This window comes from Agilicoccus flavus, assembly GCF_014857905.1.
GTDB classification, from domain to species: Bacteria; Actinomycetota; Actinomycetes; order Actinomycetales; family Dermatophilaceae; genus Agilicoccus; species Agilicoccus flavus.
Window position 1 is genome coordinate 284,550 of sequence record NZ_JACYXE010000004.1, and the last position, 13,589, is coordinate 298,138.

The following is a 13,589-nucleotide window of genomic DNA, read 5'->3' on the forward strand; positions in this document are numbered from 1 at the left end:
TCGTCCGGCGGGAAGCCTTGTCGGCGCCCCGATCTCGCAGGTCGAAATCTCGTGCGACTTCCCCGCGTCTTCGTTGTCGCGGCCGGGCCCGCTCCGTATGGTGGCGTGATCCGAGGCGCCCGGGCCATCAGGCTCGGGGTCGACGGCGCCGCGCGACGAGGAGGTCGCCCCCATGACCGGTGGGCCCACTGCACGATTCATGACCGTTTCGTCCGAGGCCGTGGTGCCGGCCGTGCCGGTGGGGCCGCAGAGCCTCGCCGTCGTCACCGCCGTCGCGGTCGTCGGGCTCCTCGCGCTGGGCGTCGGGGTGATCTTCCGAGCCCAGGTCCTGCGCGCCGACGACGGGACGGACGGGATGCGGGGCATCGCCCTCGCGGTGCAGGAGGGCGCCTCCGCCTACCTCACCCGACAGATGCGCACGCTGGTCTGGTTCGTGGTCGCCGTCTTCCTCCTGCTCTTCCTGCTGCCCGCCCACGACGGGTCGGTCCGCATCGGGCGCAGCCTGTTCTTCGTCCTCGGCGCGCTCTTCTCGGCCGCGATCGGCTACCTCGGGATGACGCTGGCGGTCCGCGCCAACGTCCGGGTCGCCTCCGCGGCGCGGGCGGGGGCGTCCGGGCGCGAGGTCGGCTTCCGGCTCGCGGTGCGCACCGGGGGAGCGGTCGGCATGGCCACCGTGGGGCTCGGCCTCGTCGGCGCCGCCTCCGTCGTCCTCATCTACCGCGGCGAGGCGCCGGCCGTCCTCGAGGGCTTCGGCTTCGGCGCCGCCCTGCTCGCCATGTTCATGCGCGTCGGCGGCGGCATCTTCACCAAGGCGGCCGACGTCGGCGCCGACCTCGTCGGCAAGGTCGAACAGGGCATCCCCGAGGACGACCCGCGCAACGCCGCGACGATCGCCGACAACGTCGGCGACAACGTGGGCGACTGCGCCGGCATGGCGGCCGACCTCTTCGAGAGCTACGCGGTGACCCTCGTCGCGGCCCTCATCCTCGGCAAGGCCGCCTTCGGCGAACCGGGCCTCGTCTTCCCGCTCATCGTGCCGGCCCTCGGGGCGCTGACCGCGGTGCTCGGCATCGTCGTCACCCGGGTGAAGGTCGGCGAGGGCGGTCTCGCCGCGATCAACCGCGGCTTCACCATCGCCGCCGTCGTGTCGGCCCTCCTGTGCGGCGTCGCGGCCTTCGCCTACCTGCCGTCCTCGTTCGCGGCCATGCCCGGCGCGGCCGAGTCCGTGCGCGCGGTCGGGGCCGACCCCCGCCTGCTCGCCTTCGGCGCGGTCGTCCTCGGCATCGTCCTCGCCGCCGTCATCCTGTGGATCACGGGACACTTCACCGACACCGAGAAGGAGCCGACCCGCAACGTCGCCCGCACGTCGCTGACCGGCGCCGCGACGGTCGTCCTCTCCGGGATCGGCGTCGGGCTCGAGTCCGCCGTCTTCACCGCCGCCGTCATCGCCGCCGCCGTCTACATCGCCTTCCTCATGGGCGGCGGCTCGATCATCCTGTCGCTGTTCCTCATCGCGCTCGCCGGGTGCGGCCTGCTCACCACGGTCGGGGTGATCGTCGCCATGGACACGTTCGGCCCGGTCAGCGACAACGCGCAGGGCATCGCCGAGATGTCCGGCGACGTCGACGAGGCCGGTGCCCAGGTGCTCACCGACCTCGACGCCGTCGGGAACACGACGAAGGCGATCACCAAGGGCATCGCCATCGCGACGGCCGTGCTCGCGGCGACGGCGCTGTTCGGTTCCTACAACGACGCCGTGACCGGCGCCCTCGTCGAGGCGGGACGGACGGCGACCGAGGCGGTCGAGGGCTACTCCGTGGTGGCACCGAACGTGCTCGTCGGCCTCATCCTCGGCGCGAGCGTCGTCTTCCTCTTCTCCGGCCTGGCCATCGACGCGGTCACCCGGGCCGCGGGCGCCATCGTCCTCGAGGTGCGGCGGCAGTTCCGCGAGCACCCCGGGATCATGGCCGGCACCGAGAAGCCGGAGTACGGGCGGGTCGTCGACATCTGCACCCGCGACTCCCTGCGCGAGCTCGCCACCCCGGGCCTGCTCGCCGCGATGGCCCCGATCGCCGTCGGCTTCGGACTCGGCTTCGGAGCCCTCGCGGGCTTCCTCGCCGGTGCGATCGGATCCGGTGTGCTCATGGCCGTCTTCCTCGCCAACGCGGGCGGCTCCTGGGACAACGCGAAGAAGCTCGTCGAGGACGGTCACCACGGGGGCAAGGGCTCCGACGCGCACGCCGCCACGGTCATCGGCGACACGGTCGGCGACCCCTTCAAGGACACGGCCGGTCCGGCGATCAACCCGCTGCTCAAGGTGATGAACCTCGTGGCGGTCCTCATCGCCCCGGCCGTGGTCGGGCTCTCGATCGGCGACGGCGCGAACACGCCGCTCCGGCTGCTCATCGCCCTCGCCGCGTTCGCCGTCATCGTCGTCGCCGTCGTCGTCTCCAAGCGGCGCGGCTCGGCCTCGCGGGTCGACGAGGTGCCCGCCGCGGCCCAGGTGTGAGGCCCGGCAGGGGCGGAATCGCGGGGGGTGCCCCGGCGTTGTCCCGATAACACGTCGCGCCGCGGCGTCGTGCTCTGCCACCCTGGAAGGGTTATGACGAAAGCTTCCGACATCTTCGAGTTCAAGGCCTCCGCGCTCGCCGACGACGACGCGTGGCACCGCGACGACGCCGATTTCGCGTCGTACGACGGCGACCAGTTCGAGCGGGAGGACCGCGCGGCCATGCGCCGCGTCGCCGGCCTGTCGACCGAGCTGCAGGACGTCACCGAGGTCGAGTACCGGGCCCTGCGCCTCGAGCGGGTCGTTCTCGCGGGCGTGTGGACCGAGGGCACTCTGGAGGACGCCGAGAACTCCCTGCGCGAGCTCGCTGCCCTCGCCGAGACCGCCGGGTCGACCGTGCTCGCGGGGGTCGTGCAGCGCCGCCTCAAGCCCGACGCGGCGACCTACCTCGGCTCGGGCAAGGCGGCCGAGCTGCGCGACATCGTCGCGGCCGAGGGCGCCGACACCGTCGTCTGCGACGACGAGCTCGCCCCGAGCCAGCGGCGTGCTCTCGAGGACGTCGTCAAGGTCAAGGTCATCGACCGGACCGGACTCATCCTCGACATCTTCGCCCAGCACGCGAAGAGCAAGGAGGGCAAGGCGCAGGTCGAGCTGGCCCAGCTGCGCTACCTCCTCCCGCGCCTGCGCGGGTGGGGTGAGTCGATGTCCCGGCAGGCCGGTGGTCGCGTGGCGGCCGGTGCGGGCATCGGGTCCCGCGGCCCGGGCGAGACGAAGATCGAGCTCGATCGACGCCGGATCAACAGCCGGATCAGCAAGCTCAAGCGCGAGATCACGGCGATGAAGACAATGCGCGACACCAAGCGCGGCTCCCGCCGGGCCGGGGCCGTGCCCTCGGTCGCCATCGCCGGGTACACGAACGCGGGCAAGTCGTCGCTGCTCAACCGGCTCACCGGGGCCGGGGTTCTCGTCGAGAACGCGCTCTTCGCCACCCTGGACCCGACGGTCCGTCGAGCCGAGACCCCCGACGGCCGGGAGTTCACGCTCGTCGACACCGTCGGCTTCGTCCGCAGCCTGCCGCACCAGCTCGTCGAGGCGTTCCGCTCGACGCTCGAGGAGGTGGGCGACGCCGACCTCGTGCTGCACGTCGTCGACGGATCCCACCCCGACCCCCAGTCGCAGATCACCGCGGTCCGCGAGGTGCTCGCCGAGGTGGCCGACGACGCCGCGACGGCGCCCCCCGAGCTCATCGTCGTCAACAAGATCGATGCGGCCGACCCCGAGACCCTCGACCTGCTGCGGCGCCAGGAACCGCAGGCGCTGTTCGTGTCGGCCCGGACGGGAGAGGGCCTCGACCGGCTCGTCGCGCATCTCGCCGACGCACTGCCGCGCCCCGACGTCCACCTCGACCTCCTCGTGCCCTACGACCGGGGCGACGTCGTCAACCGGCTGCACACCGACGCCGACATCGTCACCGAGGAGCACCTCGCGACCGGGACCCGGCTCGACGTCCGTGTCCGGTCCGAGGACGTCGACGGGCTCCGGGAGTTCTCCGCCGGCGCCTGATCGGGCCGCGACGCACGCCCCGGACCGAGCGGTCCGGGGCGTCGTCGCGCTCCGATGGGCCCGGGCGGGCGTCCACAGGCGGTCGGCGCGGGCCCCGGACGGACGCTGCGCCCGGCCCGGCGGGAGGAGGTCGGGCGGCGAGCGGCATCCCCACTAGCCTGGGCCCGTGCCTTCGTCCTCCCCGGTGTCCGTGACCGATCTCCTCGAGGCCGCCGTCGCAGGCGTCGGCGGGTCCACCCGCCCCGGTCAGGTGTCGATGGCCCGGGCCGTGGCCGACGCGGTCGACCAGGAACGCCACCTCCTCGTCCAGGCGGGGACCGGCACCGGAAAGTCCCTCGCCTACCTCGTGCCGGCGGTCGCGCACGCGCAGGCCACCGGTAAGCCGGTGGTCGTCGCAACGGCGACCCTCGCGCTTCAGGGGCAGATCGTCGACCGCGACATGCCCCGGCTCGCCGAGGCGCTCGTCGGCAAGGTCGACCGCACCCCCACGTACGCCCTCGTCAAGGGGCGCCGCAACTACCTGTGCCGGCACAAGCTCGGCGGCGGCTTCCCGGTCGAGGACGAGGCCGACGCCCTGCCCGGACTCGGTGGCGACCCCGGGGCGTCGAGCGGGTCGGCGGGAGCGTCGTCCCGGCTCGGGGCCGAGGTCGTCCGGCTCCGCGAGTGGGCGGAGGAGACCGAGGGCGGGGATCGCGACGAGCTCGTCCCCGGGGTGTCCGAGCGCGCCTGGCGGCAGGTGAGCGTGTCGGCGCAGGAGTGCCTCGGCAGTTCGTGCCCCATGGTCGCCGAGTGCTTCGTCGAGCGCAGCCGCGACGCGGCCAAGGACGTCGACGTCGTCGTCACCAACCACAGCTTCATGGCCATCGACGCCTTCGAGGGGCGCGCGATGCTCCCCGAACACGACCTGCTCGTCGTCGACGAGGCGCACGAGCTCGTCGACCGCGTCACCTCCACGGTGACCGACGAGATCACCGGAGCCGGCGTCCTCGCCGCCGCCCACCGCGCCGCCCGACTGGCCGACACGGCCGACCTCGCCGCGGCCGCCGCGGACCTCACCGCCACCTGCGCCGACCTGCCCGAGGGGCGTCTCGAGGCACTGCCCGCCTCCCTCGTGGCCGCCCTCTCGCGCGTCCACGAGTGCGCCCGGGCGCTGCAGAGCGCGATGAAACCGTCGGGGGGTCCGGGCGGGGGCGAACCGGCCGACGGGCAGCGTGCCGTGGCCCGCGCCGCCGTCGACGAGGTCTTCGACACGAGCGGGCGCCTCCTCGACCAGCGCGAGCTCGACGTCGCGTGGGTCGGGCAGGATCCGCGGCGCGGGGCCTCGTTGCGGGTCGCGCCCATGAGCGTCGCGATGCAGCTGCGCGACAAGGTGTTCGGCGAACGGACCGTCGTCATGACGTCGGCGACGCTCGAACTGGGCGGCACGTTCGACGCCGTCGCCGGGACCCTGGGCCTGCGGGGCGCCGGGGCGCCCGAGTGGACGGGGCTCGACGTCGGGAGCCCGTTCGACTACGCCCGGCAGGGCATCGCGTACGTGGCGCGTCACCTGCCGCAGCCCGGGCGTGACGGTCCGCCCGACGTCCTGTTCGACGAGATCGAGGCCCTCGTGCGGGCGGCCGGCGGGCGCACCCTCGGCCTGTTCAGCTCGATGCGCGCCGCCCAGGCGGCCACGGCCGCGATGCGGGACCGGCTCGGCGGCGACATCGAGGTGCTCTGCCAGGGGGAGGACCAGATCGGCACCCTCGTGCGACGGTTCGCGACCCACGCGTCGACCTGCCTGTTCGGGACGCTGACCCTGTGGCAGGGGGTCGACGTGCCGGGGTCGTCCTGCCAGCTCGTCATCATCGACCGCATCCCGTTCCCGAGGCCCGACGACCCGCTCGCGTCGGCCCGCTCGCAGGCCATCGCCCGGATGGGCGGCAACGGGTTCATGGCGGTGTCCGCCACGCACGCGGCGCTCCGGCTCGCTCAGGGCGCGGGCCGTCTCATCCGCCGCGGCGACGACCGGGGCGTCGTCGCGTTCCTCGACCCCCGCATGATGACGGCCCGTTACGCCGGTTTCCTCCAGGCCTCCCTGCCGCCGTTCTGGCCGACGACCGACCGGGACCTGGTCCTGTCGGCGCTCGCGCGGCTCGACGAGGCGGCCCCGCCGCCGATGCCCGTCGCGACCCCCGCCCGCCGCGGCACGAAGGGGGCCCTCGCCCCGGACCTCGGGACCGTCGCCGTCGACGGCCCCGCGTCGGCCGCCCGCGACGCGGCGCAGCACCCCGGGCCCGGCCGGGTCGCCGAGGCGACGTCGTCGGGCGCCCCCGCGCCCGAGGCCGCGCGGACCGGCGTCACCGCCGGTCACGGCTGGAGCCGGGAGCAGGACGAGGAACTGAGCGACGGCCTCGACCTGGGCCTCGACGTCGACGAGCTGGCCGAGCACCTGGGGGTCGAGGCCGAGGCGGTGCGGGCGAGGATCTCCCGCCTGCGGCTCGGCTCGGCCGGCTGAGCCCGACGGTGGAGGGTCCCTGTCGGACCCCCGTGGCAGGGTGGGGCCCGTGAGCAGTTCACCGACCTCCGGCGGGGTCCCCGCCCTCGTCCTCGTGTCCGGGCCCGAGCGCGTCCTCGCCGACCGGGCGGTCGACTCGACCCTGACGGCGTTGCGGTCGGTCGAGCCCGGCGTCGAGGTCATCCGCCTCGACGCCGACGCGTACGAGCCGGGCTCGCTCGTGCAGCACGCCAGCCCGTCGCTGTTCGGGGGCGTCAAGGCCCTCGTCGTCCGGGGCATCGACGCGGGCACCGACGAGTTGTTGGCCGACACCCTCGCCGTCGTCGCGGAGGTCGCCGCCGCGCCGCCCGGGGACCTCACGCTCGTCGTCGAGCACCGCGGGGGAGCCCGGGGCAAGAAGGTGCTCGACACGTTGAAGAAGGCCGGCGCCCGCGTGCTCGAGGCCCCCGCCATCAAGACCGACCGGGAGAAGAGCGAGTTCGTCACGAACGAGTTCCGGCGCCGGGGGCGACGGATCGACCCGGCCGCGGTCCGCGCCCTCGTCGAGGCCGTCGGTCGCGACGTCTCCGAGCTCGCGGCCGCCTGCGGGCAGCTCGCCGACGACAGCACCGGCGTGGTCGACGCCGACCTCGTCGAGACCTACCACGGCGGCCGGGTGGAGGCGACGGGGTTCAAGGTCGCCGAGACCGCGCTCGCCGGCGACACCCCGGCCGCCCTGCGGCTCCTGCGCCACGCGCTGGCCGGCGGGCTCGACCCGGTGCCCATCGTCGCCGTCATCGCCTCCCAGCTGCGCCAGCTCGTCAAGGTCTCGGGCGCGGGCCGCGGACCCTCGGGCTCGCTCGCGAAGTCGCTCGGCATGGCGCCGTGGCAGATCGACAAGGCCCGGCGTCTCGCGAACGGCTGGACCGACGACGCCCTCGGCGCCGCCGTCCAGGCCGTGGCCGCCGCCGACTTCGACGTCAAGGGCGGTGGGCGGGACCCGGTCTACGCCCTCGAGCGCGCCATCCTCACCATCGGCCGGGCGCGCACCGGGCGCTGAGCGCACCGGGCTCCAGGACGGGCGGGGCTCCAGGACGGCGGTCGCCTCCATCGGCGTCGAGATCGCCGGTTGGGAGAGCGGTGGTCGCCCCTGGTAGAGTCGATCCTTGCGTGTGCGCCCAGGTCGTGCGCTCGACACGCATTCCCACAGTCCGACCCTTGACCGGATCGAGCCATGACCCACGCGGTGGGTTTCCCGAGGTGGCCCACATCTCCCGGGGTGCCCTGCCTCGCGATCCGGACCCGAGGGCGGGCCTGTCGTCCGACAGCCGATCGACCGGAAAAGAGACATCGTGGCCAACATCAAGTCCCAGATGAAGCGCATCAAGACGAACGCGAAGCGCACCGAGCGCAACCGCGCGTACAAGTCGGAGCTGCGCACCTGGATCCGTAAGTTCCGTGACGCCGCCGCCTCGGGCGACAAGGACGCGGCGACGACCGCGCTGCGCGACGCCTCGCGCAAGCTCGACAAGGCCGTCAGCAAGGGCGTCATCCACAAGAACCAGGCCGCCAACAAGAAGGCCGCCATGGCGAAGGCGCACAACGCGCTCTGACCCGCCGCCTGCGCGTCGCGACGGGCCGTCCCCGACCTCGGGGGCGGCCCGTCGTCGCGTAGGGACCCGGCCGCGCGAAGGGCCCTGGGATAGGCTGGGGCCGTGGCTGTGACGGTGCACCTTCCCGGGCCGCGCTGAGCGAGACATCGACCTCGTCCCGGCGCGGCGGACCCCTCCTGTGCGAGGGGTCTTGTCGTGTCCGTCGCCGTCGCGGGTCCGTCGCCGCACCGGTTCGGCGCTGCGCCGCGAGGCCGCCACGCACCCGCACGAGACGAGGACGAGACGATGAGCGAGACCGCCGAACACCCGCATCGGTACACGGCCGAGACGGCCGACCGCCTCGAGCGCGCCTGGCAGGACCGCTGGGCGGCCGAGGGCACCTACGAGGCCCCCAACCCGGCCGGGCCGTGGGCCGCCCCCGCGGAGGTCGCCGAGCACGAGGCGGCCGGCAAGCTCCTCGTCCTCGACATGTTCCCCTACCCCTCGGGGCTCGGCCTGCACGTCGGGCACCCCCTGGGCTACATCGCGACCGACGTGTACGCGCGCTACCACCGCATGCGCGGCAAGAACGTCCTGCACTGCCTCGGCTACGACGCCTTCGGCCTCCCGGCCGAGCAGTACGCCGTCCAGACCGGGCAGCACCCGCGGGTGACCACGGAAGAGAACATCGGCGTCATGCGCCGGCAGATCCGTCGCCTGGGCCTGGGGCACGACGACCGGCGCTCCATCTCGACGATCGACCCCGACTACTACCGCTGGACGCAGTGGATCTTCCTGCAGCTCTTCGAGTCCTGGTACGACGTCGACGCCCCGCGCCCGGACGGCGGGCGCGGCCGCGCCCGGCCGATCGGCGAGCTCGTCGCCGAGCTGGAGGCCGGCACCCGGGCCCTCGAGGGCGAATTCGCAGGGCGCGACTGGTCGGGCTTGTCGGCCGGCGAACGGTCGGACTACCTCGACGGCTTCCGGCTCACGTACCCGAGCGAGGCGCCCGTGAACTGGGCGCCGGGCCTCGGCACGGTCGTCGCCAACGAGGAGGTGACGAACGAGGGACGCACCGAGCGCGGGAACTTCCCGGTGTTCCGCAAGCGGCTGCGCCAGTGGAACATGCGGATCACCGCCTACGCCGACCGCCTCGCCGACGACCTCGACCGCGTCGACTGGCCCGAGAAGGTCAAGACGATGCAGCGCAACTGGATCGGCCGCAGCCACGGCGCGCGCGTCGACTTCGCCGCGCCGCGGGTCGACGGGTCCGGCGAGCAGACCTTGACCGTCTTCACGACCCGGCCCGACACGCTGTTCGGCGCCACGTTCATGGTCCTCGCCCCCGAGCACCCCGCGGTGGACGCGCTCGTCGCGGACGCGTGGCCGGAGGGCACCCGCCCGGAGTGGACCGGCGGCGCCGCGACCCCGGTCGACGCCGTCGGTGCCTACCGCGCCGCCGCGGCCCGCAAGAGCGACGTCGAGCGACAGATCGAGGACAAGACGAAGACCGGGGTCTTCACCGGGTCCTACGCCGTCAACCCGGTCGACTCCTCCCGCGTCCCGGTGTTCATCGGCGACTACGTGCTCATGGGCTACGGGACGGGCGCGATCATGGCCGTCCCCGCGCACGACCAGCGCGACTTCGAGTTCGCCCTCCAGTTCGGGCTGCCGATCGTCGACGTCATCGCGCCGGCCGATGCCGAGGCCCGCGCGGCCTGGCCGGGGTCGGTCGCCGACGGCCGGGCCTTCACGGGGACGGGCGTCGCCATCGCCTCGGCGAACGACGACGTGAGCCTCGACGGGCTCGGCCTGACCGACGCCAAGGCCGCGATGATCGCGTGGCTGGAGCGCTCCGGCCACGGGACCGGGACGGTCAACTACCGGATGCGCGACTGGCTCTTCAGCCGACAGCGCTACTGGGGCGAGCCGTTCCCGATCGTCTACGACGAGGACGGCCGGGCGCACGCCCTGCCCGAGTCGATGTTGCCGCTCGAGCTGCCGGACGTGCCCGACTACGCGCCGACGACGTTCGACCCTCAGGACGACTCGTCGGAGCCGCAGGCGCCCCTGTCGCGGGCCCGGGAGTGGGTCGCGGTCGACCTCGACCTCGGCGACGGGCGAGGCGTGCGGCGCTACCGCCGCGAGACGAACACCATGCCCAACTGGGCGGGCTCGTGCTGGTACTTCCTGCGCTACCTCGACCCCGCGAACACCGACGCGATCGTCGATCCCGTCAACGAGCGGTACTGGATGGGGCCGCACGCGCACCCCGTCGCCGGCGCGCCCGCCGGGACGCGCGACCCCGGCGGCGTCGATCTGTACGTGGGCGGTGTCGAGCACGCCGTGCTGCACCTGCTCTATGCGCGGTTCTGGCACAAGGTGCTCCACGACCTCGGCCACCTCGAGAGCGAGGAGCCGTTCCGGACGTACTTCTCGCAGGGGTACATCCAGGCCTTCGTCTACCGCGACCACCGCGGCCAGCCCGTTCCCGCGGCGGAGGTCGTGGAGGCACCGGCGGCCGACGGGACGCCGGCCTTCACGTGGGAGGGGCAGCCCGTCACCCGCGAGATGGGCAAGATCGGCAAGTCGCTGAAGAACGGCGTCACGCCCGACGAGATCTACGACGCCTACGGGGCCGACACGCTGCGGGTCTACGAGATGTCGATGGGGCCCCTCGAGCAGTCCAAGCTGTGGGAGACGCGCGCCATCGTCGGCGCGCAGCGCTTCCTGCAGCGGCTGTGGCGCAACGTCGTCGACGAGGACACGGGGCAGCTCCGAGTCGCCGACGCTCCCGCCGACGAGGCGACGCGGCGGCTGCTGCACCGGACCGTCGAGGCCGTCGGCACCGACTACGACCACCTGCGGTTCAACGTCGCGGTCGCCAAGCTCATCGAGCTGAACAACGCCCTGACGAAGCTGCCCGCGCCGCCGCGGGAGATCGTCGAGCCGCTCGTCGCGATGGTGGGGCCGGTCGCTCCGCACATCGCCGAGGAGCTGTGGCACCGGCTGGGGCACGAGGGTTCGGTCGTGTGGGCGAGCTTCCCGGAGGTCGACCCGGCCTACCTCGTGCAGGAGACGGTGACCTGCGTCGTCCAGATCAAGGGGAAGGTGCGGGCACGGATCGAGGTCGCCGCCGACGTCGACGAGCAGACCCTGCAGGACGCCGCGCTCGCCGAGCCGCGGATCGCGGAGCTGCTCGCCGGTCAGAGCGTGCGCAAGGTCATCGTCCGCGCCCCGTCCCTCGTCAACGTCGTCACGGGCTGACGTGACCGGTTCGCTCGTCGTCGTCACCGACTCGACGGCCGGTCTCGCGGCGCCCGTCGCCGCCCGGGCCGGCGTCGAGGTCGTGCCCCTGCACGTCGTCGTCGGCGACGACGAGTTCACCGAGGGGGTCGACGTCGACCGGACCGCGCTGGCGGCGAGCCTGCGCAAGGGGCGGGTCAGCACGTCCCGCCCGTCCCCGCTCGCGTTCCTCACCCTGTACGAGCGGCTGGCGCAGGAGGGGGCCACGCGCATCGTGTCCGCCCACCTGTCGGCGCAGCTGTCCGGCACGTGTGAGGCAGCGCGGCTCGCGGCCCGCGTGGCGCCCGTGCCCGTCCGCGTCGTCGACACCGGCTCCATCGCCCTCGCGCTCGGATACGCGGTGCTCGCCGGGGCCGAGGCGGCCCGGCGCGTGCCCGCCGGGGTCGAGGCGACGCAGGAGGAGGCCGCGGACGTCGCCGACCTCATCACGCGCCGGGCGGCGGCCTCTCAGGTGCTCGTGTACGTGCACACCCTCGAGTACCTGCGCCGGGGCGGCCGCATCGGGGCGGCCGCGAGCCTGCTCGGCGGCGCGCTGGCCGTCAAGCCGCTCGTGGCGCTCGTCGACGGCCACCTCGAGCCCGTCGAGAAGCTCCGGACCGCGTCCCGCGCCCTCGCCCGGCTCGTCGACCTCACGGTGCACGCCGCGACGGTGGCCCCGGGGCCGGTGCGGCTCGCCGTGCAGCACGTCGAGGCCGACGCGCGGGCGGCGTCCGTGGCCGCCGAACTGCGCGCCCACCTGCCGGGGGTCGAGGTCGAGGTGGCGGAGGTGACGGCCGTCGTCGGCGTCCACCTCGGCCCGGGAATGGTCGCGACGGTCGTCGCGCCGTCCACAGACTGACGCCGGTCGGGGCCCGCCCCGCGTCCTCCACCGACCCGCCCGGGACGACCCGGCCCCGCACGCCGTCCTCCCTAGCGTGGCGGCATGCCCCGACCCGTGACGCCCGACGACCGTCTGGCCGCCCTCCTCGCCCGCGCCGACGACGACCTCGACGACGACTGGTCGGACGAGCAGAGCGACGCGGGCGACGCGTGGCCGGGCGACGACGAGGCCCCCACCGAGGCCATCCCGGTGACCCGGCCCCGCGGTCGCGGGCCCGGCGACGGTGAGCGCGCCCCGACCGGGGGTCCACCGGGCGAGGGGGACTGCCCGCGGCTCCTCACCCTGCCCTCCGGTCTGCAGGGGGCGCGGACGCGCCCGGCCCGCTGGGCCGTCGTCGGACTGGTCTCCGTTCTCGTGCTCGTCGCGGGAGGTGTCGGCGCCTGGGCCCTGTGGACCCGCGCCGGCCTGGGTCCGCAGCCCGGCGCGGCGCCCACCGCGACCGCGCCGGGGTCGGTCGTGTCGGTGCCCACCCGCACGGCGCCGCCCGCCGGGTTCGGCGGCTCCGCGGCGGAGACAGGGCGAGTGGCGGGCCCCTCCGGGTCGGCGGCCCCGGCCGGCGCCCCGCCGTCGGCGCCCGCGGTGGCCGGCGGAGCGGGCGGGTCCGCGACGGCGGCAGGTGGGCCCGCGTACGTCCACGTCGTCGGGGCCGTACGACGCCCGGGCGTCGTGTCCGTGGGCCCCAGCGCCCGCGTCGTCGACGCCGTCACGAAGGCGGGGGGACCCTTGCCCAACGCCGACCTGGCCACGGTCAACCTCGCCCGGGCGGTCGTCGACGGTGAACAGGTCGTCGTCGCGGTCCGCGGGGCCCGCGCCGCCGGCGCGGCTGCGGCGCCGCCACCGGCCGGCGGCGCGGCGGGGGCGCCCTCGGTCCCGGCCGGTCCGGCGCCCGGGTCCGCGGACGGCGGCGCCGGTGGCGGGACGCGCCCTCCCGCCGCGCCCGTCGACCTCAACACCGCCGACCTCGCCACGCTCGACACCCTGCCGGGGGTGGGGCCGGTCCTCGCCCGCCGCATCGTCGACTGGCGGAGCGCCCACGGCCGGTTCACCTCGGTCGAGCAGCTCGGTGACGTCGAGGGGGTCGGAGACAAGACCCTGCAGGAGCTGACGCCATTGGTGCGGGTGTGAGGTCGCCCGGCGCCCCGCCCGACGGGCCGCAGACGGGGCGGGCGGGCGTCCCGGCGGCCCGCGAGGCGACGCGGGTACGGACGCGGGGGGCCCGGGGGTCGTCCGGCGTCGACGGACCCGCCGGGGGAGGGCGGCCCGCGC

The 13,589-nt window shown here is 74.6% G+C and carries 8 protein-coding genes; all 8 read left to right on the plus strand.

The features are described 5' to 3' along the window. Positions 1–199: 199 nt before the first annotated feature. The 8 genes from ICW24_RS08675 (at position 200) to ICW24_RS08710 (ending at position 13,448) form a co-directional block, all read left to right on the plus strand. Positions 200–2,509, plus strand: coding sequence for a sodium-translocating pyrophosphatase (locus ICW24_RS08675; protein WP_226345312.1), 2,310 nt, complete (start codon positions 200–202; stop codon positions 2,507–2,509). A 93-nt stretch (positions 2,510–2,602) separates the two neighbouring features. Next, positions 2,603–4,072 carry a GTPase HflX gene (hflX, locus tag ICW24_RS08680; protein WP_226345313.1) on the plus strand — a complete coding sequence of 490 codons (1,470 nt, stop codon included), beginning with the start codon at positions 2,603–2,605 and terminating at the stop codon, positions 4,070–4,072. 166 nt (positions 4,073–4,238) lie between these two features. Then, the gene (locus ICW24_RS08685; protein ID WP_226345314.1) at positions 4,239–6,566 is read left to right on the plus strand and encodes an ATP-dependent DNA helicase; all 2,328 of its coding nucleotides are present in this window, start codon (positions 4,239–4,241) and stop codon (positions 6,564–6,566) included. A 49-nt stretch (positions 6,567–6,615) separates the two neighbouring features. Beyond that, entirely contained in the window at positions 6,616–7,605 is a 990-nt protein-coding gene (holA, locus tag ICW24_RS08690; protein ID WP_226345315.1) for a DNA polymerase III subunit delta, read from the plus strand. Between the two features lie 292 nt (positions 7,606–7,897). Continuing rightward, positions 7,898–8,158 carry a 30S ribosomal protein S20 gene (gene rpsT / locus ICW24_RS08695; protein ID WP_226345316.1) on the plus strand — a complete coding sequence of 87 codons (261 nt, stop codon included), beginning with the start codon at positions 7,898–7,900 and terminating at the stop codon, positions 8,156–8,158. Positions 8,159–8,443: 285 nt separating this feature from the next. Beyond that, complete coding sequence (leuS, locus tag ICW24_RS08700; RefSeq protein ID WP_226345317.1) at positions 8,444–11,404, plus strand: leucine--tRNA ligase; 2,961 nt, start codon at positions 8,444–8,446, stop codon at positions 11,402–11,404. A 1-nt stretch (position 11,405) separates the two neighbouring features. Further along, a complete protein-coding gene (locus ICW24_RS08705; protein ID WP_226345318.1) occupies positions 11,406–12,281 on the plus strand; it encodes a DegV family protein in 876 nt (291 codons plus the stop codon). 84 nt (positions 12,282–12,365) lie between these two features. Further along, on the plus strand, positions 12,366–13,448 hold the full coding sequence (locus tag ICW24_RS08710; protein ID WP_226345319.1) for a ComEA family DNA-binding protein: 1,083 nt from the start codon (positions 12,366–12,368) through the stop codon (positions 13,446–13,448). The last annotated feature ends 141 nt before the right edge of the window (positions 13,449–13,589 follow it).